The 23,320-nt window shown below is 63.7% G+C and carries 26 protein-coding genes, 1 tRNA gene and 1 pseudogene; 7 read left to right on the forward strand and 21 right to left on the reverse strand.

The window, feature by feature from the left end; genetic code table 11:
* Window positions 1–63: 63 nt before the first annotated feature.
* Entirely contained in the window at window positions 64–1,749 is a 1,686-nt protein-coding gene (gene hutU, locus EI545_RS01530) for a urocanate hydratase (protein WP_125323827.1), read from the forward strand.
* Window positions 1,750–1,754: 5 nt separating this feature from the next.
* Here hutU and EI545_RS01535 read toward each other — a convergent pair whose 3' ends face one another.
* Both EI545_RS01535 and EI545_RS01540 read right to left on the reverse strand, forming a co-directional pair.
* Window positions 1,755–2,375 carry a YdeI/OmpD-associated family protein gene (locus EI545_RS01535; protein ID WP_125323828.1) on the reverse strand — a complete coding sequence of 207 codons (621 nt, stop codon included), beginning with the start codon at window positions 2,373–2,375 and terminating at the stop codon, window positions 1,755–1,757.
* 35 nt (window positions 2,376–2,410) lie between these two features.
* A complete protein-coding gene (locus EI545_RS01540) occupies window positions 2,411–3,337 on the reverse strand; it encodes a PHP domain-containing protein (protein WP_125323829.1) in 927 nt (308 codons plus the stop codon).
* Window positions 3,338–3,592: 255 nt separating this feature from the next.
* Between EI545_RS01540 and EI545_RS01545 the strand changes: the two genes are divergently transcribed.
* The gene (locus EI545_RS01545) at window positions 3,593–3,874 is read left to right on the forward strand and encodes an ArsR/SmtB family transcription factor (protein WP_125323830.1); all 282 of its coding nucleotides are present in this window, start codon (window positions 3,593–3,595) and stop codon (window positions 3,872–3,874) included.
* Between the two features lie 3 nt (window positions 3,875–3,877).
* Here EI545_RS01545 and EI545_RS01550 read toward each other — a convergent pair whose 3' ends face one another.
* The 19 genes and pseudogenes from EI545_RS01550 to iscR form a co-directional block, all read right to left on the reverse strand.
* Window positions 3,878–4,600 (reverse strand): SDR family oxidoreductase, encoded by a 723-nt coding sequence (locus EI545_RS01550; protein WP_125323831.1) that lies wholly within the window; start codon window positions 4,598–4,600, stop codon window positions 3,878–3,880.
* The gene (locus EI545_RS01555) at window positions 4,597–6,276 is read right to left on the reverse strand and encodes a glycosyltransferase family 4 protein (protein ID WP_125323832.1); all 1,680 of its coding nucleotides are present in this window, start codon (window positions 6,274–6,276) and stop codon (window positions 4,597–4,599) included. Before EI545_RS01555 ends, EI545_RS01550 begins: the two co-directional genes overlap by 4 nt.
* A 98-nt stretch (window positions 6,277–6,374) precedes the next feature.
* A complete protein-coding gene (locus EI545_RS01560; protein WP_281275736.1) occupies window positions 6,375–7,196 on the reverse strand; it encodes a metal ABC transporter permease in 822 nt (273 codons plus the stop codon).
* A complete protein-coding gene (locus EI545_RS01565; RefSeq protein ID WP_125323834.1) occupies window positions 7,193–8,026 on the reverse strand; it encodes a metal ABC transporter permease in 834 nt (277 codons plus the stop codon). The genes EI545_RS01560 and EI545_RS01565 overlap by 4 nt, the downstream gene beginning before the upstream one ends.
* 174 nt (window positions 8,027–8,200) lie before the next feature.
* Complete coding sequence (locus EI545_RS01570) at window positions 8,201–9,064, reverse strand: manganese/iron ABC transporter ATP-binding protein (RefSeq protein WP_125323835.1); 864 nt, start codon at window positions 9,062–9,064, stop codon at window positions 8,201–8,203.
* 10 nt (window positions 9,065–9,074) lie between these two features.
* Window positions 9,075–9,974 (reverse strand): metal ABC transporter substrate-binding protein, encoded by a 900-nt coding sequence (locus EI545_RS01575; protein WP_125323836.1) that lies wholly within the window; start codon window positions 9,972–9,974, stop codon window positions 9,075–9,077.
* 242 nt (window positions 9,975–10,216) lie between these two features.
* Window positions 10,217–10,293: transfer RNA gene (locus tag EI545_RS01580), tRNA-Arg, on the reverse strand.
* A gap of 87 nt (window positions 10,294–10,380) precedes the next feature.
* Window positions 10,381–11,607, reverse strand: coding sequence for a cysteine desulfurase (locus tag EI545_RS01585; protein WP_125323837.1), 1,227 nt, complete (start codon window positions 11,605–11,607; stop codon window positions 10,381–10,383).
* Complete coding sequence (locus EI545_RS01590; RefSeq protein ID WP_125323838.1) at window positions 11,600–12,196, reverse strand: YIP1 family protein; 597 nt, start codon at window positions 12,194–12,196, stop codon at window positions 11,600–11,602. Before EI545_RS01590 ends, EI545_RS01585 begins: the two co-directional genes overlap by 8 nt.
* On the reverse strand, window positions 12,193–12,672 hold the full coding sequence (locus tag EI545_RS01595; protein ID WP_125323839.1) for a YIP1 family protein: 480 nt from the start codon (window positions 12,670–12,672) through the stop codon (window positions 12,193–12,195). The genes EI545_RS01590 and EI545_RS01595 overlap by 4 nt, the downstream gene beginning before the upstream one ends.
* Complete coding sequence (sufD, locus tag EI545_RS01600) at window positions 12,669–13,970, reverse strand: Fe-S cluster assembly protein SufD (protein WP_125323840.1); 1,302 nt, start codon at window positions 13,968–13,970, stop codon at window positions 12,669–12,671. The genes EI545_RS01595 and sufD overlap by 4 nt, the downstream gene beginning before the upstream one ends.
* Entirely contained in the window at window positions 13,970–14,725 is a 756-nt protein-coding gene (gene sufC, locus EI545_RS01605; RefSeq protein WP_125323841.1) for a Fe-S cluster assembly ATPase SufC, read from the reverse strand. Before sufC ends, sufD begins: the two co-directional genes overlap by 1 nt.
* A 32-nt stretch (window positions 14,726–14,757) precedes the next feature.
* Window positions 14,758–15,348, reverse strand: a complete 591-nt coding sequence (locus EI545_RS01610; protein WP_245990235.1) for a hypothetical protein — start codon at window positions 15,346–15,348, stop codon at window positions 14,758–14,760.
* Window positions 15,349–15,359: 11 nt separating this feature from the next.
* Window positions 15,360–16,223 (reverse strand): FkbM family methyltransferase, encoded by an 864-nt coding sequence (locus tag EI545_RS01615; RefSeq protein WP_125323842.1) that lies wholly within the window; start codon window positions 16,221–16,223, stop codon window positions 15,360–15,362.
* Window positions 16,220–16,318 (reverse strand): annotated as a pseudogene (locus tag EI545_RS21800) (SufD family Fe-S cluster assembly protein); the annotation flags it as partial. The gene EI545_RS01615 and the pseudogene EI545_RS21800, both read right to left, overlap by 4 nt.
* 86 nt (window positions 16,319–16,404) lie before the next feature.
* Window positions 16,405–16,707, reverse strand: a complete 303-nt coding sequence (locus EI545_RS01625; RefSeq protein WP_125323843.1) for a hypothetical protein — start codon at window positions 16,705–16,707, stop codon at window positions 16,405–16,407.
* Between the two features lie 22 nt (window positions 16,708–16,729).
* A complete protein-coding gene (sufB, locus tag EI545_RS01630) occupies window positions 16,730–18,244 on the reverse strand; it encodes a Fe-S cluster assembly protein SufB (RefSeq protein ID WP_425471656.1) in 1,515 nt (504 codons plus the stop codon).
* 25 nt (window positions 18,245–18,269) lie between these two features.
* Window positions 18,270–19,313 (reverse strand): cysteine desulfurase family protein, encoded by a 1,044-nt coding sequence (locus tag EI545_RS01635; RefSeq protein WP_125323845.1) that lies wholly within the window; start codon window positions 19,311–19,313, stop codon window positions 18,270–18,272.
* 89 nt (window positions 19,314–19,402) lie between these two features.
* On the reverse strand, window positions 19,403–19,876 hold the full coding sequence (gene iscR / locus EI545_RS01640; RefSeq protein ID WP_125323846.1) for a Fe-S cluster assembly transcriptional regulator IscR: 474 nt from the start codon (window positions 19,874–19,876) through the stop codon (window positions 19,403–19,405).
* Between the two features lie 198 nt (window positions 19,877–20,074).
* Here iscR and EI545_RS01645 point away from each other — a divergent pair, with 198 nt between their 5' ends.
* From EI545_RS01645 to EI545_RS01665, 5 genes are all read left to right on the forward strand, one after another.
* Window positions 20,075–20,734 (forward strand): alpha/beta hydrolase, encoded by a 660-nt coding sequence (locus EI545_RS01645; protein WP_125323847.1) that lies wholly within the window; start codon window positions 20,075–20,077, stop codon window positions 20,732–20,734.
* 1 nt (window position 20,735) lies between these two features.
* Complete coding sequence (locus EI545_RS01650; protein ID WP_125323848.1) at window positions 20,736–21,005, forward strand: hypothetical protein; 270 nt, start codon at window positions 20,736–20,738, stop codon at window positions 21,003–21,005.
* Window positions 21,005–21,616, forward strand: a complete 612-nt coding sequence (locus EI545_RS01655; RefSeq protein WP_125323849.1) for an HD domain-containing protein — start codon at window positions 21,005–21,007, stop codon at window positions 21,614–21,616. Before EI545_RS01650 ends, EI545_RS01655 begins: the two co-directional genes overlap by 1 nt.
* A gap of 1 nt (window position 21,617) precedes the next feature.
* Entirely contained in the window at window positions 21,618–21,944 is a 327-nt protein-coding gene (locus EI545_RS01660) for a hypothetical protein (protein WP_125323850.1), read from the forward strand.
* Between the two features lie 113 nt (window positions 21,945–22,057).
* Complete coding sequence (locus EI545_RS01665; protein WP_125323851.1) at window positions 22,058–23,272, forward strand: NADP-dependent isocitrate dehydrogenase; 1,215 nt, start codon at window positions 22,058–22,060, stop codon at window positions 23,270–23,272.
* Window positions 23,273–23,320 lie beyond the last annotated feature (48 nt).

Consider the following 23,320-nt stretch of genomic DNA (forward strand, 5'->3'; position numbering starts at 1 on the left):
AGAAACATGAGGCTCGTGGGGGGCGAAGCGCCCCCGGGGTCTCCACCAGCGATGGAGCCAGCCATGACGAACCCCCGCCACAACCTGCGCGATGTCTATCCGCCGACCGGCACCGAAAAGACCTGCAAAAGCTGGCAGACTGAAGCCGCCATGCGGATGCTGATGAACAACCTGCACCCCGACGTGGCCGAAAACCCGCACGAGCTGGTGGTTTATGGCGGCATCGGTCGCGCCGCCCGGACGTGGGAGGATTTCGACCGCATCGTCGCGGGCCTGCAGGACCTTGAGGGCGACGAGACGCTGGTCGTCCAGTCCGGCAAGCCCATCGCCATCATCCGCACCCATGCCGATGCCCCGCGCGTGCTGATCGCGAACTCCAACCTTGTGCCGCATTGGGCGACTTGGGCGCATTTCAACGAACTCGACCGCAAGGGGTTGATGATGTACGGCCAGATGACCGCCGGGTCCTGGATTTACATTGGAACCCAAGGCATTGTGCAGGGCACCTATGAAACCTTTGCCGAAGCCGGGCGCCAGCATTACGGCGGGTCGCTGACCGGCAAGTGGATTCTCACCGGCGGGCTTGGCGGCATGGGTGGGGCGCAGCCACTTGCCGCTGTCATGGCCGGTGCCTGCTGTCTGGCGGTGGAGGTGGACGAGACCCGCATCGATTTCCGCCTGCGCACCCGTTATGTCGACGCCAAGGCCCGGACGCTGGACGAAGCCCTTGCCATGATCGCCGACTGGACCGCGAAGGGCGAGGCAAAGTCGGTCGGCCTGCTGGGCAATGCGGCCGAGGTGTTCCCCGAACTTCTGCGCCGGATGAAGGCAGGGGGCCCGCGCCCCGACATCGTGACCGACCAGACCAGCGCCCATGACCCCCTGCACGGCTACTGCCCACTCGGCTGGTCCGTCGCCGACTGGCGCGCCAAGCAAGAGACCAACCCAGCCGAGGTGGAAACCGAAGCCCGCCACTCCATGCGCGCGCATGTCGAGGCGATGGTGGGCTTCTGGAACGCGGGCGTCCCGACGCTGGACTATGGCAACAACATCCGGCAGGTCGCGAAAGAGGAAGGGTTGGAAAACGCCTTCGCCTTCCCCGGTTTCGTGCCCGCCTACATTCGCCCCCTCTTCTGCAAGGGCATCGGCCCGTTCCGCTGGGTGGCCCTGTCGGGCGACCCCGAGGATATCCGCAAGACCGACGCCGCGATGAAGCGGCTGTTCCCCGACAATGCCCATTTGCACCGCTGGCTGGACATGGCCGGGGAACGGATCGCGTTTCAGGGCCTGCCCGCCCGCATCTGCTGGATCGGGCTGGGCGACCGGCACCGGGCGGGGCTGATGTTCAATGACATGGTAGCATCGGGAGAGCTGAAGGCCCCCATCGTCATCGGGCGCGACCACCTTGACTCCGGCTCCGTTGCCTCGCCCAACCGGGAAACCGAGGCGATGAAGGACGGGTCCGACGCCGTGTCCGACTGGCCGCTGCTGAATGCGCTGGTCAATACGGCCAGCGGGGCGACCTGGGTTTCACTGCATCATGGCGGCGGGGTCGGCATGGGCTTCAGCCAGCACGCCGGGGTGGTGATCGTCGCCGATGGCACACCCGAAGCGGCAAAGCGGCTGGAGCGGGTGTTGTGGAATGACCCCGCCTCGGGTGTCTGGCGTCATGCGGATGCAGGCTATGACACCGCGATCCAATGCGCCAAGGATCACGGGCTGCGCCTGCCGGGGATTCTGGGGAACTGACCGCGCTACCGTTCCATCGCACCTTTCCCAGCAAGGATGCGCGGGCGGGCCTTTTCGATGCGGGCAAAGCGGGTGGCGCTGGTCTTGGCACCTGACAGCAGGATCACATAGCTTTTCTGCCGACCGGGGGTCAGGGCGTGGAACGCCTCGGCCAGGTCCGGGTCGGCATCAAGGGCGGTGACAAGCTCATCCGGCAGCTCAAGGTCTTCGTCGGCCTTGGGCGGGCGCAGGCCGGCGGCGGCATTGGCCATCGCCTCGGCCAGATAAGCGGCGATTGTGCTTTCCATATGGGCAGGCCCGGCGTTGTCAGTGAACCGCAGGCAATCGGCGTGGCGGGTGTTCGGGCCCTGCTTTTCCAGAACGCGCCCGGGGTCCTTCAGCAGGGCCGCGTCAAAAAAGGTCAGCCGGAAATCCCCCCGAAAGGCCCCGATGATCGCGACATTGCGGCCTGCGTGCATGTAACAGGGATGGCCCCATTTCACGGTTTCCTGCAGCTCGGCAGCAAGGCAGATCCGCCGAAGCCCGGCCAGGCCCGAGGCCCATTGGCGGGTCGAGCAATCGGGGGTGGCAAAGCGGTCGCATCGACCGCAGCCATGGGTAAAGAAATCCTCGATCTCTGTGATCATCGGCTTCCCCTATGCTTTGGCCCGATGGACGACCCTCAGTCGCGCCAGATCGGGTTCGACCAGGCCCGCTTGCCCGCAGCGTCAACGACCGCGACTCTGACCCAAGGGGAGCCGTTCAGCCGTGCCAGTGGCACTTCGGCGCGGGTCATGCTGTGGCCATGCACCGCCTTGGCCCCGGTGCCATGCCCCATCGCCATGGCGGAAACGACGGCCGAGCTTTCGATCACCACATGGTCGCCCTCCAGCCGCACATCGTGCAGCAGCGGCCCTTGCGAGGAATAGAACGCCCCCGCCTTCAGCGCCGCAAGCAAGGCTTCGGGGGTGTTTTCCAGCGCCTTGACCATGACCCAGCCGCCGAAATGGTCCGGCTCGGAAAAATGCGCATCGTCAGTGGCGATCAGCGACAGCTTGCGCCCCTCGGTCAGCAAGAGGTCGGCGATGGCAAAGCCGTCCGGGCGGTCGCATCCGGTGGCGCAGCCGTGGTTATAGACCTCAACCGCGTGGGCGGCGGTGATGCTGCGGGCATCGGCGAGCGTCAGGCCCGACCATTGCGGATGCGCCACGGCCACAAAGGCCCCGGCGGCCACGGCGCGGGCGGCAATTTCGGGCCCGGTTTCCTGCCCGGGCTTCGGAAGGAAATCGGGGCTGTCCGGGGGGGTGAAATCCGGCGGAAGACCGACGGCAAGGATATGCCAAAGCTCACCATTCGCCATCGCGCCCGAGTGAAGCTCGGCGCCAAGGATGGTGGTGAAGCTGTTGGTGCGGAAGGGCACGGTGTCAACGATGGGATAGCCGTAGGACCCGATGAAATGATCGGTCAGGGCGAGGAAGTCATAGCCTTCGGCACGATAGCGACGGCAGACCTCCTCCGGGGGAAGGACGCCGTCCGATCGGGTGGAATGGGTGTGCAGATTGCCGCGCCAGAATTGGCCGGCGGCGGTAAAGGCAAGCGGGCGGGTCATTGCGGTGGCAGTCCTTTTGCAAAGGGGTCCAGAGGGTTGCATTCCGGGCGGCAAAGGGTGCCCGGAAGGACATATTCTGTTAGGCAAATCCTTGCCTTTTTGGCGGGTTTTGAGCAAGGCCCCTCTCGCCAGACCAAAAAAGACATGTTAGTGTAAATACAATCTGTAGTTGTATGGGGTGTGATCATGTCGCTTGATCAATTGGGCTTGGGTTCCGTCGAAATCGTAGATTCCCACGCATCACTTTCCAGACTTATGTCACAGCACAGCGCCGATGCATCGGCCTTTCTCAAGGCGGTCAGCCATGAGGGAAGGTTGCTGATCCTGTGCCATCTGGCCGAGGGTGAGCGGTCGGTGACGGAACTGGAACGCATGCTTGACCTGCGGCAGGCGGCGGTCAGCCAGCAACTGGCGCGACTGCGGCTTGAAGGGTTGGTCCACACCCGGCGCGAGGGGAAGGCGATCTTCTATTCGATCCAGGACCCCAAGGTGCTGCGGCTGGTCAGGCTGCTGCATGACATGTATTGCGAGATCTGACATCTAGCCACGGCCCAGAAAGGGCATGTCGCGCGCCATGATGGTGACGAAGGGCGTGTTGACCTCCAGCGGCAGGTTGGCCATGTGCAGCACCATCTGCGCGACGTGATCGACGTCCATCACCGGCTCGGCGCGGATGCTGCCATCGGCTTGCGGCACGCCCTGCTGAAAGCGGGCGGCCATGTCGGTCAGGGCATTGCCAATGTCGATCTGGGCGCAGGCGATGTCAAAGGCGCGGCCGTCCAGCGCCAGCGTGCGGGTCAGGCCGGTCACGGCATGCTTCGACATGGTGTAAGGCGCCGAACCCGGGCGCGGCGCATGGGCGGAAATCGAGCCGTTGTTGATGATGCGCCCGCCGCGCGGGGTCTGGCGGCGCATCAGGCCAAAGGCGGCGCGGGCGCAAAGGAACATGCCGGTGATATTGGTGCGGCTGACCTCAAGCCACTGATCGACGGGGATTTCGTCGATGGGCGCGGCAGGGGCCGAGATGCCGGCGTTGTTGAACAGCACATCCAGGCGGGAAAGCTGGGCAAAAGCCGCTTCGACCCCGGCAGGATCGCCCACGTCGCAGGCGATGATGCGCGCGGCGTGGCCGCCTGCGGTTTCCTTTAGCGCCTCGGCACGGCGACCCAGCAGGGTGACCTCCCACCCTGCGTTCAGAAAGACGCGGGCGGTGGCGCGGCCGATGCCGGCGCCGGCACCGGTGATCAGGATGGATCGGGTCATGGGATGTCCTCCAGAAAGTGATATTTGGCCAGCCACAGCGTGGCCCGCGCAATGGTGTGGGGATGAAGGCCGGTCTGGGCTGCAACCTCGGCCAGGGTCGCGCCGCCCGGGCCGGCAGCGGCATGGGCGGCAAGGATGGCTTGCAGGCGGGCGGGATCGTCGATCAACCGGTTGAAGGCATCATAGCGGCGCAGCGCAAAGGTGGTCGCCACGTCCGGCCGCGGACCGGTGTCGACCGCGCGCAGGCGACGGGTCGCCCGATCCGGCGCAGGCTGGCTGGGGTAGGCTTCGAACATCACATCGGGCGCAGGGCCGGTGGGCAGGCGGGCGGGGTTCGCCTTGGCCGGTCTGGCGTTGGCGCGGGCATGGGCCAGCATCGCCGCCTGTTCCCCCCAAAGCGCCTGCATCTGCGGGATGACCACCGACCAGTCATAAAGCGCCCGCACACGCGCCTGACCGGCCGCCCCCATACGGGCGCGAAGTTCCGCATCGCTCGCCAGTGTCACCAGCGCGCGGGTCAGGGCGGGCACGTCGATCCGGGTCAACGCCGACATCTGGGACAGGTACTGCAGATAGCTGTCGGTGCCGCCAAGGTGGCGCAGGCTGATATAGGTCGCCTCCCCCTCACGCGGCATTTCGGTGGGGATGCGGATACCGGTTTCGGGCGGGACGGTATCTTTCATCCCATCCCAGTCCGAAACGATCACGGGCAGGCCCGCTGCCATCGCCTCGATGGGCGCAAGGCCGAAGGTTTCCTGCAGATTGTCGATCGGAAAGACGAAAATGTCGCTGCCGGACAGCGCGGCCTTGCGTTCGGCGGCCAGCCCGCCGTCAAGCAGGTGATAGCCCACCGAAGGCATCAGCGCCTGCGCGGCAGTCGCGAAAGCCGGGCTCCACGACGGGTCCCGGAACACGCCGCAAAGGATCAGGTGAAAGCGTCCGCCCCGGGCGGCAAGGGCGGGGGCGGCAGCCTCAAGCGCCAGAAACAACGGCAGGGGATCGAACTTTTCATCCGGGGTCAGCCGGGCAATGCAGGACACCGCGATGTCCTCTGGCCCCATAACAAGCCGGAGGCGCAAGGCAGCACCGGCGGCAGGATCGGGGCGGAAGTCGTCACACTGCACCCCCAGCGGGATCATCGGCAGCAGGGGCCGGGCGGGAAGGATCGCTCCGGGAAAGCGGGTGGCCAAATGATCCTCGGCCAGTTCCATCAACCGCGTCAGCGACTGCTGCACCGCGCGGGAAGTGCAGATGACTGCGTCCCACGGCATCTGCGGGGCGCTGCGCATGTCGAAGACTGTTTGCATCACCGCTTGGGTGGCCGTGGTGTGGGTGATCCCGCACAAGGCCCATGCCGCAGCCCCATGCGGAGCACGGCGCCAGAATTCTTGCGGCGGCGGCGGTGCGGGGTACGAGACCACTTCGACCGGGTGCAGGCGCGAAGGCGCGTCCAACCGCACGGCACGCAAGGGTTGGCTGACCCCGCTGGCCTTGGCCATGTCGGCAAAGGCGCGGTGATCGGCGGTGGCATGGGCAAGACTGACGAATTCATCAACCTCTGCATGCGCAAAGAACCCGCGCAGAAAGCTCATCCCGGCGACGCGGCGGCCGTTCAACCCCTTTGCAGGGTCATAGCCGTCGGCGACAAACCAGATCGCGGCATTTGGGCCTGGCATCGGGGTCTCTTGCGGTTGGGGACAGTGCCTGCACCGAAGCGGCCCTGACGAAAAGCCCTGCCATGGTTAGGGGGACACGGGGCTGGCGTAAAGGCCGATCACCCCGGCCGGGCCACCAGATTGCGGCGCAGCAGGGCGGCAAGGAAGATGCCGGTCAGCACCAGAATGATGGTCGGGGCCGGTGCGCTATCAAGGTAGAAGCTGATCCAGACCCCGGACAGCATCGCAACCAAGGTGACGCCGGTCGCCACGATCAGCATGACCCCGAAGCTGCGGGCCAACAGGAACGCGATGGCCCCAGGCGCGATCAGAAGGCCGATGGCAAGGATCAGACCGACCGAGGTCAGCGTCGCGACAATGGTCAGCGACAGGATCGTCAAAAGGCCGTAGTGCAGCGCCCCCACCCGCAGACCCGACACCTGCGCCTGCGCCGGGTCAAAGGCGTGCAGCATCAGGTCCCGCCATTTCAGCGCCAGAACCGCTGTGACGGGAAGGGCGATGGCGGCGGCGGTGATCAGGTCACCCTGCCCCACCCCCAGCATGTTGCCAAAAAGGATGTGGTCAAGGTGAAGCTCGGACGGGAAGGCGGTGTTCAGGACGATGCCAAGCGCGAACATGGCCGAAAACACCACGCCCATCACCGTGTCACGCTTGACCCGGCTATTGGCGGCCAGAAACCCGGTCAGGAGCGAGGATCCAAGGCCCGCCGCAAATGCCCCCAGCAAAAGCGGCAAGCCCGCCAGATGGGCAATGACAATGCCGGGCAAGACCGCATGGCTGACGGCATCACCCATCAGCGCCCAGCCTTTCAGCACCAGAAAGCAGGACAGAAGCGCACAGGGCGGCGCGACGATCAGGACGATCCAGAACGCCTTCTGCATGAAGGGAAACTGAAAGGGGAGGAGAAGCGTGTCCATCACACCTCCCTCCCCCGGCGGCGGGTCGCGAAGATGCCGTGCTTTGGGGCAAAGAGGAACGCCAGCGTGAAGGCAAGCGACTGAAGCAGGACGATGACCCCCCCGGTCGCGCCATCCAGGAAATAGCTGAGATAGGCACCGACAAAGCCGGACCCGGCCCCGATGGCGGCAGACAGGGCCAGGAGGCGGGGGAAACGGTCGGTCAGCAGATAGGCAGTGGCACCGGGGGTCACCACCATGGCGACGACAAGGAAGGCCCCCACGGTCTGCATCGCGGCCACGGTCGAGGCGGAAAGCAGGGTGAAGAAGATCGCCTTCAACAAATCCGGGCGCAGGCCGATGGTGCGGGCATGCGCCTCATCGAAGAAGGTGACCATCAGGTCCTTCCACAAGACCAAGAGAACTGCAGCCGAGATGCCACCGATCAGCAGCAGTTGCAGCGTATCCCCGGGCGAGATGGCAAGGATATTGCCCATGGTGATCGACTGCAGACTGACCGAGGTCGGAAAGATCGAGATCAGGAACAGGCCTAGACCGAAGAAGGCGGTGAAGATCAGCCCGATGACCGTATCGGTCTTGAGGCCGGACCGGGACGACAGGAACAACATCGCCCCCGCCGCAAGTCCCCCCGACAGAAAGGCCCCCAGCGCGAAGGGCAGCCCTAGGATATAGGCCCCCGCCACCCCCGGCACGACCGAATGCGAAAGCGCGTCGCCGATCAGCGACCAGCCTTTCAGCATCAGGTAAGCCGACAGGAACCCGCAGACCCCACCGACGAGGGCCGACACCCACATGGCGTTGGTCATGTAGCCGTAGGCGAAGGGCTCAAGCATGGCGGATGGCCATCCGTTTCGGCGCCCCCCTACCCCAGCCCTGCCCCACAAATGGGGGAGGGAGGCGCCCAATGATCGAGGGCATGGCACGCGGCTGACAGTCAAGGGCGCCCCCCCTCCCCCTTGTGGAAAGGCGATGGGGGTGGTGGGCGCCGGAAACGGGTGCGGATCGCATCACTTGTCGCCCTTCCGGCCGTATTGGACGAAGGGCCGTTCGTCATCGGTGATGATCCGCACTTCGCGCGCGTCTTCGTCATCGTGCAAGTCGGTGCCGCCAAGGGTGAAGTGGCGCAAGACCCCACCAAAGGTCCGCTCCAGATTGTCGCGGGTGAAGATCGTCTCGGTCGGGCCATGCGCCAGCACGGTGCCCTTGACCAGTATCGTGCGGTCACAGAACTCGGGCACCGAGCCGAGGTTGTGGGTCGACACCAGCATCACATGCCCCTCATCCCGCAGGGTGCGGAGAAGCGTGATGATCTGTTCCTCGGTCGTCACATCGACGCCGGTGAAAGGTTCGTCCAAAAGGATGATCTTGCCTTCCTGCGCCAGTGCGCGGGCCAGAAAGACGCGTTTTTTCTGACCGCCCGACAATTCCCCGATCTGGCGGTGGCGCAAGTCGGTCAGGCCAAGCCGCGCCAGGGCCTGATCGACCTTGGCGCGGTCATTGGCCGACGGGCGGCGCAGAAAGCCCATGTGGCCAAAGCGGCCCATCATCACCACATCTTCGACGAGGACGGGGAAGGACCAGTCCACCTCCTCGGCCTGAGGAACGTAGGCCACAAGGTTCTGGCGCAAGGCATCGCGCACGGGCATGCCCAGCAGGCGGATGCGGCCATGGGCCAAGGGCAAAAACCCCATGATCGCCTTGAACAGCGTGGATTTTCCCGCCCCGTTCACGCCCACCAAAGCGGTGATCGTGCCTTTGGGGATGGCAAAACTGGCGTCACGCAGCGCCGTCACGCCGGTGCGGTAGGTGACTGTCACCCCTTCGGCCAGTATGCCGTCCCCTGCCACCGCATCCGCCGTTGCGTCGCGCATCGCGCCCTCTTCAGTTCGCCGCGGGGGCAAGGCCCCGGGCAATGGTTTCGGTCGTCACTCTGAGCAGGTCAAGATAGGTCGGCACCGGCCCGTCTTCAGCGCTCAGGCTGTCAACGTAGAGGACACCGCCAAACATCGCCCCGGTTTCGCGCGCCACCTGCTCAGCCGGGTCCGAAGACACGGTGCTTTCGCAGAACACCGCCGGAATGGCTTGTTCACGCACCCCATCGATCACCGCCTGCACCTGGCGCGGAGTGCCTTGGGCATCCGCGTTGATCGGCCAGAGGTACAGCTCCTTCAGCCCCAGATCGCGGGCAAGATAGCTGAACGCCCCTTCGCAACTGACCAGCCAGCGCCCGTCTTCCGGCAGGACGGCGATCTGGTCGCGCAGGGGGCCGATGGCGGCCTTGAGCTGGTCCTTGTAGGTGGCGGCATTCGCGGCAAAGGTCGCCGCATTGGCCGGATCGGCCGCAGTCAGCGCCGCTGCGATGTTGTCGGTGTAGATCAGCGCGTTATCCAGGCTCATCCACGCATGCGGGTTCGGCTTGCCCTCATAATCGCCACTGCTGATCGGGATTGGCGTGATCCCGTCGGTCAGCGTGGCCGCAGGCACATCGCCCATGTTGGTCAGGAATTGTTCGAACCAGACCTCCAGCCCAAGACCGTTCCACAAAATCAGATCGGCATCTGACGCGGCGACAATGTCCTGCGGGGTGGGTTCATAGCCATGGATTTCGGCCCCGGGTTTGGTGATGGACACGACATCGACCCCCTCGCCCGCGACATTGCGGGCCATGTCGGCGATGACGGTGAAGGTCGTGACAACCTTCAGGCGATCCTCGGCCAAGGCAGTCAGGGGGGTCAGGCTTAGGACGGTGGACAGCAAAAGCAGACGGCGGGTCAGGGGCATGGAAAACCTCGTGCTGTGGACAGTGGAATGTAAATGAGAACTATTTGCAAGTAGACAAGTGCCCAAGGCAGAAGAATTGTCGCACGGCAGCGGTTCCTCCCACCGTCCCCAGCGACGCTCTTTTGAGAGACTTCAGTCAACGCGCAACATCCTGCGTGTTGACCTCCCGTGGACCCCAATGTGGACCAAAGGGGGGCCAAGAGCCTGAAATCGTTGTGTGATGCTGGTTCGCCAATGGGAATTGGCGCACCCGACACGATTCGAACGTGTGACCTCTGCCTTCGGAGGGCAGCGCTCTATCCAGCTGAGCTACGGGTGCCTGAGCGCGTCCTTAGCCTAATGCCGGAGGGGTTTCAACGGCAAAGGACACGATTGTCGCCCGCGCAGTGCGCGACGTCATCCAGCCTCAGCCGTCGTTGAACAGATCGCGGGCAAGCTCCAGCGCCGAGACCAGTTTGTCCACCTCCTCGACCGTGTTGTAGAGGCCGAAAGACGCGCGGCACGAGGCTGTGACGCCCAGATGCTCCATCAGCGGCATGGCGCAGTGGGTGCCAGCGCGCACGGCGATTCCGCGCTTGTCGAGGATGGTAGAAATATCGTGGGCATGGGCCGCGCCGTCCAGTGTGAAGGAAAAGATCGCGCCCTTGGTGGCGGACTTGCCCTGCAGGTTCAGCCAGTTGAGGCCGGTCAGCCGATCGCGGGCATAGTCCCGCAAGCTGTGCTCATGCGCAGCGATGTTGGCCATACCAAGGCCCATCATGTATTCCAGCGCCACCCCAAGGCCGATCTGCTGGACGATACCTGGTGTCCCCGCCTCGAACTTCATCGGCGGGTCGTTCCAAGTGACCGTATCGCGCGTCACGTCGCGGATCATGTCGCCACCGCCAAGGAAGGGGCGCATCTCGGCTTGCCGTTCGGCCTTGATGTAGATCCCGCCAGACCCCGAGGGGCCGTACAGCTTGTGCCCGGTGATGGCGTAGAAATCGCACCCCAGCGACTGCACATCAACCGGCATGTGGACTGCCGCCTGTGACCCGTCCACCAGCACCGGCACGCCCTTGTCATGCGCCCCACGCGCAATCGCGGCCACATCGACCACGGTGCCCAGCACATTCGACATATGGGTCACGGCCACAAGCTTCGTCCGCGGGCCGATGGCATCGATCACCGCCTGCGGGTCCAGATCGCCGTTTGCGTCCACCTCGACCCATTTCAGCACCACGCCCTGCCGTTCGCGCAGGAAGTGCCAGGGGACGATGTTGGCGTGATGCTCCATCACCGACAGCACGATTTCGTCGCCCGCCTGCAGGCGCGGGGCGGCCCAGCCATAGGACACCAGATTGATCGCCTCGGTCGTGCCCGAGGTGAAGACGATCTCGTCCTCCGACGCGGCATTCAGAAAGCGGGCGATGGTGCCACGCACGCCCTCATACTTTTCGGTCGCAAGGTTGGAAAGGTAGTGCAACCCCCTGTGAACATTGGCATATTCCATCGAATAGGCCTGCGTCACCGCATCAATCACCACTTGCGGCTTTTGCGCCGATGCGCCGTTGTCCAGATAGACCAGCGGCTTGCCGTTCACCTGCCGTGACAGGATCGGGAAATCGGCGCGCACTTTCGCGACATCATACATTGCCAAGGGCCTCCGGCCCCAAGATCAGGGACAGCATCAGGACCAGCACCATAGCCACCCCGAAACTGGCCACCAGAATACCCGCCAGCACCTTCCCGCGGGACGCAAAGCCATGCAGCTCGGCGATGAAGCTGGTCAGCAGCCAGAAGAACAGGACCAGACCGCCAATACTCACCAACCCGGCCAGCAAAGGGGCGATGAGGAACACCACAAGCTGCGCCACCTGCACCCCCAGCATGATGACCTGCAACCAGACCACCACCAAAAGCGTATCGGGCAGGCTGCCCTTGCCCGACCACGCGCGGCCGATGCGAAAGATCAGCAGCACAGACCCGGCCAGAACCAGCCATTGCACCGCCGCCGCGCGCAGCGGGCTTTCCATCATGAACAGCGCCAGCGGATCGTCGGTCGGCGGCAGCACTAGATAGCCCAGATGCATCAGGAATGCCGAGGCCACCGCCATCAGCAACAGGCCGATGGTCCGGGCGGGCAAGGGCACGCCAAGCGCCAGCAGGCTGCGCACCCCGGCGCGCGGGTCTTGCAGCGACAGGCGCGCAAGGGCCACGATCTGTTCGCCCAAACCGGTCATCCGCGTTCCACCTCATGCAGCATGGTCAGCCAAAGCCACAGAAAGCCCAGCCCTACCACAGTGTTGACCAGCCAAAGCGCCGGGCCGGGGCCGATCATGCCCTGCACCAACCCCTGCAGCAGCATCAAGGGGCTGATCGTCGCCAGCCCCCAGAACAGCGCGATCCGCGCGCCGTACCATGTGCCTTTGCCACCAAAGGCGCGCGCAACAACGCGGCTCAGGGCGGCCAGACCATACCACAGCGGGATCGTCGCCAGTACCGCCAGCCCCCGGCCAAGAATGCGCGGCGCTGCCGAAGGCTCGTTGGCCAGAAACGCCTCACGCGCGGCGGCGGGCCATTGGCCGACGAAGGCCAGGATCAGGAACACAAGGAGAAGCGTGAAGGCAAACGGCTCCGACACGCCGCGCGCCAGATGGCGGCGCACGGCCGCGCGCGGCGACCGCCAGGTGTCCACCAGATCCGTGGTGACGGTCATTTGCCCCCCTTGGACGCGTGACGGGCCAGCCAGCCCTCAAGCCGGGTGCGGATATCCTCGGCAATCGCCTCATCGGCGATTTCCTCGATGGTCTGGGCAAGGAAGGCGAGAACCAGCAGCGCCTGCGCCGACGCGCGCGGCACGCCACGCGATTGCAGGTAGAACAGCGCCGTTTCATCAATCGCACCCGAGGTGGAGCCGTGGCTGCACTTCACGTCATCGGCGTAGATCTCAAGCTCAGGCTTGGCAAGGAACTGGCTGTCCTCGTCCAGCAGCAGGCTTTGGCTGATCTGATAGCCATCCGTCTTCTGCGCCCCGGGCTTGACCAGGATCTTGCCCTGAAAGACGCCAGTCGCGCCGTTCATCAGCACTTTCTTGAACACCTGCCGGCTTTCGCAATCCGCGGCGGTATGGGTGACAAAGACCGTGTCGTCGTGATGGAAATCCCCATCCCCGACGGCGGCCCCGGCCAGATGCGCGCTGGCATTGGGGCCAACAAGGTCAATCACCGCCTCGTTCCGGGTCAGCCGACCATTCGCGGTCAGCGTGAAGGACTTGAACAACGCCCGCGCCTGGACCTGCGCGAAGACATGCGTCGCCGCGCGGCGTTCATGGTCGCGGCCCTGCACCCGGATGTGGTGGAAGGCAGCCCCTTCGCCCACGTCCACCTCCAGCACCTTGGTCAGGCGTGCCGCCCCGGGGCCGCTTTCCAGCAGCGTCAGGCTCGCACCCGGTTCAACCTTCACGCAATGGTGCAGGATTGCATCGGAAGCCTCTGAGTCATGGTGATAAATCAGCGCAACGGGGCGGGCGGCCTTGCCCGTCACTCGGATCAGGACACCATCCGTGGCATGCGCAGACCCCAGCGCCGCAAAGGGCCGGGCGACCGGGGTTTGACCCCGCGCTTCCAGTACGCCGTAAAGCCCCTGCGCCCAGTGGATATGCGCCTGCCCTGCCGTCTCCAGCCGCTCGATCTCGACACCGGCAAGCGCCAGATCGTCCGAGGCGACGGGGTCGAACACCCCATCGGTAAAGACGATCTTCAGTCGGTCGATGGCTTCGAACACCGGCGCTTCATCGCCGGGGTTGAACCGGGCGGCCACGGGCGCGTTCGGGGCGTTCAGGCTCGCCGGATCGGTGTAGCGCCAGTATTCATCGCGCCGCTGCGGCAGGCCCATCGCCGTCAGGCGGGCCAGCGCATCGTTTTGGGCAGCAGCCAGCCACCCCGCGCCGGCTTTGGGCTGAAGCCCTGCCAGACGGGCAACCAGCGCGTCCTCCTTGACCTTCGCCAGCGCCATCAGTTCACCTCGGACAGAATATCGGCATAGCCATTGGCCTCGACCTCCAGCGCCAGTTCCGGGCCGCCAGTGCGGATGATCTGGCCTGCAGCCATGATATGCACGACGTCCGGTTTGATATGGTCCAACAGCCGCTGGTAATGCGTGATGACAAGGAAGGACCGCCCGGCATCGCGCAGCGCGTTCACCCCGTCGGCCACCAGCTTCATCGCATCCACGTCCAGACCGCTGTCGGTCTCGTCCAGGATGCACATCTTGGGTTCCAGCATCGCCATCTGCAGGATCTCGTTGCGCTTTTTCTCGCCGCCGGAAAAGCCCACGTTGACGGGCCGCTTCAGCATGTCAGCGTCGATCTTCAGCGCCTTGGCCTTTTCGCGCACCAGCTTGAGGAACTCTGCCGCGCTCAACTCCGGCTCGCCGCGCGATTTCTTCTGCGCATTCACCGCCGTGCGCAGGAAGGTCATGTTGCCCACGCCGGGGATTTCCACCGGATACTGGAACGCAAGGAACAGCCCCGCCGCCGCCCGCGCCTCGGGCTCCATCTCCAGCAGCTCCTCGCCCTCCAGCGTGGCCGAGCCTTCGGTGACGGTGTAGCCCTCACGTCCGGCAAGCACATAGGACAGCGTCGACTTGCCAGACCCATTGGGCCCCATGATCGCATGCACTTCGCCCGGACCGATGGACAGGTTGACCCCGCGCAGGATCACCTTGTCCTCTTCTTCAAGTTTGACGTGCAGGTTCTTGATATCAAGCATGTTCTTCTTCCTGAATTGGGGGCTGTCCGGGGTCAGCGCGGGTCGGCGAACCAACCGATGACCTGGGTCAGCATGTCTGGCGGGATCGGGCCGGGGGTCACGGTAAACCGCGCCATCCGCCCGATGGTTTCTTCTCTCTGCGCAAGCCTTTCGACCGCATGGTAATAGGCGCGCGGGGTGTAGTCGTCGAACAGGACCGTGGTCGGCCGCTTCGCCCGCAGCATCACCGCCACAAGACAGGCCGCCCGAAACCGCCCGTCGATCAACACAAGATCAGGCTCGCCCAGATCAGGCCGGTCCCAGACCGAAAGGGCATAACGATGATAGCGCCCGGCCCCTTGCCACGTGCTTGGGCGCCCCCAACCCTTTGTCGGCCCAATGTCGACGTAGTGCACGGTTGCGCGCGCCGAAATACCAGCCAGATGCGTGGTCAACTGGTCGGCCCAGGCCTTGTCACTTTCGACAGTGACCACCCGGACGCCCGCCCTTGCCGCCAGCTCTGTGGACCCGCCGCTGCCGTACTCCACGATCATCCGCGCCGTCGCATAGTGGCGCGCAACAAAAGCGGCGACCTCGGGCGGAAAGGTCAGCTCGTAAGTCATGTCTGGCGTGGCGTCGGTCATACCCCTGCCCCCTACGACCAGCGCAAGTCTGTGGGCAAGGCATCGACATAGCGCGACGGCATATCCGCTGCGGCAACCCCGCGCCGGACCAGATCATCCAGGCAGTGCAGCACCAGCGTGTGACTGCCGAACACCGCCGAAGCCGTGACGCACAGATGCTTCACCTGCGCATCGCTGTAGCTTGCAAGCAAACCCATGTCCCGCAGGTAGACGCCATCGCCATCAATCAACTGGTCCCGCATCCGACGATTGCGAAGTCGACCTGCTTGCGAATTGGTCAGTGAGACCGATTTGTTGAACAGAAACTTGTGCAGATAGAACCCCTGCCGGCGCAATTCGTCATCGACACCGCCCAGCATCGGCTCGCCTTCGTAAAGGCGGAAGTAACGCAGTTCGACGATCACCACCATCGCCTGCTGCAAGGCCCTTTCGGCGCCCTTGAAGACATCAACCTCGCCACCCTGGATGTCGATCTTCAGCAGGTCGAATTCCCCGACCCCCTCCGCGTCATCCAGCGCCACGGTATCCATCGAGATACGCTCTGTGATCTCGGCCCAATTGGCCCCGCCAAGATAGGTCATGCCCGGCACATGGGGTTCATACACCGATGTGAAACCCGAGGTGCGATAGACCTTAAGCTCTTTGCGCGTCCCGTCGCCCACGGCGAATGGCAGGTAGGTCTCATGGTCCGACTTGATCTCGGCCAGCTTGGCAAAGGCCGCAGGTTGCGGCTCAAAGCCAACCACGTCGCAACCGCCCATGCGCAAAAGCCCGGCATAGGGCGCCTCGCTCAGCGGATTGGCCCCGACATCGACAATACGGGTCCGTCTGGACAAGCCAAGCCCGTCCAGCAGGACAGAGACCGGCTCACTCACCCCACGCTTCCTTCCAGCGAGATCGCGACCAGGCTTTGCGCCTCCATGGCGAAATCCATCGGCGGGCTTTGCAGATCATCTTTGCCGAACCCATTCCCGCCCGGGGCAAGGCCATCACCCGTCACAATCGCTTGGAAACCGACAATCCGCTGGGTTTCGAGACCTAGAGTAGTGGAGATAGTCATTTCGCCGAACCTTTCACATCCCTGTCCCTCGCGGCTTTGCGCCGGTTTTCGCCTTCCATCGCCGCCCACATCCAAAACATCGAAATCAGCCAGAACGTTGTTACTCCGAAGACCAACGCCACCGAAAAACCGGCCCGATCTGGCACGCCAAACCAAGAAAGCAAGCGATACAGGAACGACGAAGCGATTAACGCGACAATCCCGAGACCGATAACTTCAAGCCTGTACGCAAACCCCTCCACAATGCTCGACCGGCCATTTGGTTCTGATTGATTTCGGAACAACTGGTGGAACTTCATCGAATCCCTCCACGCAGGACACTCATCCCACCGACCCCTCAAGGCTGATCGCGACCAGGCTTTGCGCCTCCATGGCGAATTCCATTGGCAGGGCTTGCAGCACTTCCTTGCAGAAGCCGTTCACCACCAGCGCCACGGCCTCTTCCTCATCCATCCCGCGCGACCGGCAGTAGAACAGTTGGTCATCATCAACCTTCGACGTCGTCGCCTCATGTTCCACGCGGGACGAGTTGTTGCGCACCTCGATATACGGCACCGTATGCGCGCCGCACTTGTCCCCGATCAGCAAGCTGTCGCACTGGGTATAGTTGCGGCTGTCCTTGGCCTTCGGGTGCATGGAGACGAGGCCGCGGTAGGTGTTCTGCGCCCTGCCCGCCGAAATCCCCTTCGACACGATGCGCGACTTGGTGCGCTTGCCAAGGTGGATCATCTTGGTGCCGGTGTCGGCCTGCTGGGCGTTGTTGGCGATGGCGATTGAATAGAACTCACCCTGTGAATCATCCCCGCGCAGGATGCAGGACGGATATTTCCAGGTGATCGCCGACCCGGTTTCCACTTGCGTCCACATCACCTTGGCCCGGTCGCCCCGGCAATCGGCGCGCTTGGTCACGAAGTTGTAAATGCCGCCCCGGCCTTCCTCATCGCCCGGATACCAGTTCTGGACGGTGGAATACTTGATCTCGGCATCCTTAAGGATCACCAGTTCAACGACCGCCGCGTGCAGCTGATGCGTATCCCGCTTCGGCGCGGTGCAGCCCTCCAGATAGCTGACGTAAGACCCTTCATCGGCGATGATCAGCGTGCGTTCGAACTGGCCCGTATTCTCGGCATTGATCCGGAAATAGGTCGAAAGCTCCATCGGGCAGCGCACGCCCTTGGGGATATAGACGAACGAACCATCGGAATATACCGCCGAATTCAGCGTGGCAAAGAAGTTGTCCGACTGCGGCACGACACTGCCCAGATACTTGCGCACAAGGTCAGGATATTCCCGCACCGCTTCCGAGATCGAACAGAAGATCACCCCGGCCTTGGCCAGTTCCGCCTTGAAGGTCGTGCCCACCGAGACGCTGTCAAACACCGCATCCACCGCCACGCGGCGGGGTTCGGCGTCACCTTCAACACCGGCCAGAAGCATTTGTTCCTTCAGCGGAATTCCCAGCTTGGCATAGGTCGCCAGCAGCTTCGGGTCCACCTCGTCCAGCGACTTCGGCTTGACGGCCATGCTTTTGGGTTTGGCGTAGTAATACTGGTCCTGATAATCGATCTTCGGGTAATGGACCATCGCCCAGGTCGGCTCTTCCATCTGCACCCAGCGACGATAGGCCTGCAGCCGCCACTCCAGCAGCCATTCCGGTTCTTCGTTCTTGGACGAGATCAGCCGGACGATCTCTTCGGACAAGCCCTTGGGGGCATAGTCCATCTCGATCTCGGTTTCCCAGCCGTGCTTGTATTTGCCCGCCATCGCATTGACGGTTTCCACCGTCTCGCGGTCAACTCCGTCACGCACCTCGGTGGCCTCGGCAGTTTTCAGCATGGCTGTCATCGCCCGTATCCTTCCATCACGCGGCCCGAGAGCGGGCCCTTGCATAGGCGGCGGTCCAAGCCTTGGCGAACCGCCCCACGTCATCCTTCGTCACGCCCGGGCCAATCGACACCCGGATAGCCTGCCCCGCCAGCGCCTCATCCAGCCCCATCGCCAGCAGCACGCGACTGGCGCGCACCTTGCCGCTGGAGCAGGCCGACCCCGCCGAAACCGCGAACCCGGCAAGGTCCATCGCCATCACCTGCGTCTCGCCCTTCCAGCCGGGCGCGATCAGGCAAAGCGTGTTCGGCAAGCGCGCGACACCATTCCCGACCGAAATAGTTTCATTTGCCCCGGCGGACAACTCCAATTCTAGAATATTTCTAATTTCAGCCACTTCATCCCAGACGCCATTGGCCAGATCCCGCGCAGCAGCCTCGGCCGCTGCGGCAAATCCGGCGATGCCGATCAGGTTTTCCGTCCCGGCCCGGCGCCCCATCTCCTGCCCCCCACCGCGCAGCTGGGGTGGCACCTCCACGCCCTGCTTCACCACCAGCGCGCCAATCCCCTTCGGTCCGCCCAGCTTGTGCGCCGAAACCAGCCCCATCTCACAGCCCAACCAGTTGAACGCGAACGCCACCTTGCCAAAGGCCTGCGTCAGATCACTGACCGCAAGCCCCGCCGGCAGCTCCTGCATCACACCGGTCTCGGAGTTTGCCAGCTGCAGCGCCGTCCGTGCAGGATCCTGCACCATGACCCGACCCGCGGAATCCACCCGCAGATCCCCCGAACACCAGGCGCTCACCGCCTCATGCTCCACCGCCGCACAGTCCAGACCGCGCCCCGCACAGGCCAGCGCTGCCGCCTCTGTCGCACCACTGGTGAAGACGACATCCGCCCCTTCCGCCCCCAGCGCCGCCGCCACCTGCGCCCGCGCGCGCTCCATCATCGCCTTGGCCGCCCGCCCCTCGGCATGCACCGAGGACGGATTGCCCACCACCTCCATCGCCGCAAGCATGGCCGCCTTCGCCTCAGCCCGCAGCGGCGTGGTCGCGTTCCAATCCAGATAAAGCCGGCTCACTCCAAAGCCCTTTCATATTGGCCCAAATATCCCACGGGGGGTCCGGGGGGGTGTGAACCCCCCCGGCGCCAGCCCCAAGCGCAAGCGCCTCATTCTTCATCCACCACCCGGAACAGATGCGGCACCGCTGGGCAGGGCGTCAGGTCGTTCTTCACCACATCCGACAACCGCACCTGATGCAGGAACACATAGACATTCGCCGACAGGCTTTCCCACAGCCGGTTGGTCAGGCTTTGCGCCCGGCTGCCCGACACGCCGCCGCTGACGCCCGCCCCGGTGTGCAGCGCGTCCACCGTCTCGTCCACCGCTTCCATCACCTCGCTGATGCGGATCTGGTCCGGCGTCCGCGCAAGCCGGTAGCCGCCCCCCGGGCCCCGCACCGCCTCGACCAGACCGGCGCGGCGCAGCTTGACGAACAACTGCTCCAGATAGGGCAGGCTGATGTCCTGCCGCTTGGAAATCGCGGCCAGCGAGACATGTTCCTCCGCCCCCGACTTCGCTTCGGCAAGCGCGAGATCGGCCAGCGCCACCATCGCGTAGCGTCCCTTGGTCGAAAGTTTCATCGCTACATTCCCCCGTGATGCCTGCTTTACCGCGCGACAGGCAACACGCTGCGTGGCGCAATCCGATTGACGCCGCGCCCTGCGGGCATTACCTCAGACCGACCCGGTAAAGGGCGGCAGTCGCCGTCTTTAGAATGGTTCTATTTTAGTCGAGCGAAAGCGTCAAGAAACCGCTCGCTCCCACAAGAGATGAGGCCGATGCCCGAGGTTATCTTTGCTGGTCCCGATGGACGCCTTGAAGGCCGCTACCATCCGCAAAAGGAACGTGACGCGCCGATCGCCATCGTGCTGCACCCGCACCCGGCCTATGGCGGCACGATGAACAACAAGGTGGTGTATAATCTGCACTACGCCTTCTACAACCTTGGCTTCACCGTGCTACGCTTCAACTTCCGCGGCGTGGGCCGCAGCCAGGGTGAATATGATCAGGGCATTGGCGAATTGTCCGATGCCGCCTCGGCGCTGGATTACCTGCAGGCGATGAACCAGAACGCCAAGCATTGCTGGGTCGCGGGCTTTTCCTTCGGGGCGTGGATCGGGATGCAACTCCTGATGCGCCGGCCCGAGATTACCGGCTTCATCTCGGTCGCTCCGCCCGCGAACCTTTACGATTTCAGCTTTCTTGCCCCCTGCCCTTCGTCGGGCCTGATCATCAACGGCACCGCCGACAAGGTCGCCCCGCCAAAGGACACCAAGGCGCTGGTGAACAAGCTGCACGAACAAAAGGGCATCACCATCACCCATACCGAGATCGAGGGGGCGGATCACTTCTTCAAGGATGAAGAGGCCCACATGAACCCCATGATCCAGACCGTGTCGGACTATGTCCGGCGGAGGATGACAGAGGTTACGCGCTAAGATGTCCGTGATTCAGGAACTTGCCGACCAACTGGCCGAGGACGTGCTCGCCGCAGAAACGGAACTGGATGACGACCGGTTCTATGAAAAGGTCAGCCGCGTCCTGATGGCCGCCTCGCCCACCTTTCAAGAGGCGTTCATCACCTCGGTCCGGGTCCGCCTTGCCGAACGCCGCGGGCGTGAGTTTCTCGAAAAAGCCCTCGCCGCCAAGCGCGGGCTGATCGAGGAAGAACCCGTGGCCCCGGTCGACATGGGTGGCATGGGCCATTGATGGCCCAATCGGCAAACGACCGTCTTGAAGCCCAGTTCGCCTTCCTGAATGAGGCGGATCGCCTGAAATCCGTCCTGCGCGCAACAACTCTGGTGGATGGCTCCCGCCCCGAAAACTCCGGCGAACACAGCTGGCACCTTGCGCTCTATGCCCTCGTGCTGGCCGATCAGGCCGGGCCGGGCGTGGACATCAACCGGGTCATCCGCATGCTCCTGATCCACGACCTCGTGGAAATCGACGTAGGCGACGTGCCGATCCACTCCGCAAATGGCCTTGCCCACGCCAGCGTCGAGACGACCACCGCCGAAGCCAAAGCCGCCGACCGCATCTTCGGCCTCCTGCCCCCCGACCTCGGCCCCCCTCTCCGTGCCCTCTGGGAAGAGTTCGAGGCGGCAGAGTCCCCCGACGCCCGCTTCGCCAAGGCGCTTGACCGGGTGCAGCCCGTCATGGCCAACCTGAGGTCAGGCGGCGGGACGTGGGCGACCTACAACGTCACCTACGAACAGCTGGAGGCCCGCGTCGGGTCGAAGATCGCGAGGGGCGCGCCAGGGTTGTGGGAGTGGGTGCAGGGGAAGGCAAAACCTTGGTTTCTAAAGGGAAAGGAAAGCTGAAGTGGAACCATGCTATATTCCTTTCGACATCGATAATTGGCGATCAATCCCTGCAATTGAAGAACGGGTAGCCACACAGGGCGATTTGAACGACTGCGTGGCCGTGTTTGCAACTGGCGCGGGCCAATCCGAAGTCGTCACCAACCCGGGCTTGCCAGCGCTTGCCACCCTCAAGAACGAGGACGGCACAACTGAGACCGTTGTAATCGTTCAGATCGAAAAACAGATTGGAGGACCGCTTACTGTGGTGGGTTATATTCTGCCCTCAGGCGGCAACGGGATCGGCACACTTCCAGAATTCAATATCATCGAATACTCGAAAGACTAGCCAGCCGTCCTTGGTTGCGGCACAAACGGTATACAATCGCATACCGATCTTCCCAAGCCGCTCCCTTTGCGCTATAGCCGCCGCAGCCGAATCCCCCCTCAGCGGAGTCTCCCATGTCCAAGATCAAGGTAGCCAACCCCGTCGTCGAACTCGACGGCGATGAGATGACCCGGATCATCTGGGATTTCATCAAGAAAAAGCTGATCCTGCCCTATCTCGACATCGACCTGCAGTATTACGACCTCGGGATCGAGGAGCGGGACCGTACCAACGACCAGATCACCATCGACGCGGCCCATGCCATCCAGAAACACGGCGTCGGCGTCAAATGCGCGACCATCACCCCCGATGAGCAGCGGGTCGAGGAATTCGGCCTGAAACAGATGTGGAAATCGCCCAACGGCACGATCCGCAACATCCTTGGCGGCGTGATCTTCCGCGAGCCGATCATCTGCCGCAACGTCCCCCGCCTTGTCCCCGGCTGGACCAAACCCATCGTCGTTGGCCGCCACGCCTTTGGCGACCAGTACCGCGCGACCGACTTTCACTTCCCCACCGCCGGCAAGCTCACGATGAAATTCGTCGGCGAAGACGGCACGGTGATCGAACGTGACGTCTACTCCGCCCCCTCCGCCGGTGTCTACATGGGCATGTATAACCTTGACGACAGCATCTACGACTTCGCCCGCTCGTCGCTGAACTACGGGCTGATGAAGCGCTGGCCGGTCTATCTTTCCACCAAGAACACCATCCTCAAGGTCTATGACGGCCGCTTCAAGGACATCTTCGCCAAGGTCTATGCCGAGGAATTCGAAGACCGCTTCAAGGCCCTTGGCATCCATTACGAACACCGCCTGATCGACGACATGGTCGCCTCCGCGATGAAATGGTCGGGTGGCTATGTCTGGGCCTGCAAGAACTATGACGGCGATGTGCAGTCCGACACGGTGGCCCAAGGGTTTGGCTCGCTTGGCCTGATGACCTCGATCCTGATGACCCCCGATGGCAAGGTGGTCGAGGCCGAGGCCGCCCATGGCACCGTCACCCGCCACTTCCGCCAGCACCAGAAGGGCGAACAGACCTCGACCAACTCGGTCGCGTCGATCTACGCCTGGACCGGGGGCCTGAAACACCGCGCCACGCTGGACGGAAATGACGCGCTGATGCGCTTTGCCACCACGCTGGAAAAGGTCACCGTCGACACCGTTGAAGACGGCTGGATGACCAAGGACTTGGCCCTGCTGGTCGGGCCGGATCAGAAGTGGCTGACCACGATGGGCTATCTGGAAAAAGTGGACGAATACCTGAACAAGGCCCTCAAGGGCTAAGCCTGTGATCGGGGCCCGGTCTGGCAGACCGGGCCCACGAAACCTGTC

The sequence above is a fragment of the Tabrizicola piscis genome, assembly GCF_003940805.1.
Taxonomy (GTDB): domain Bacteria; phylum Pseudomonadota; class Alphaproteobacteria; order Rhodobacterales; family Rhodobacteraceae; genus Tabrizicola; species Tabrizicola piscis.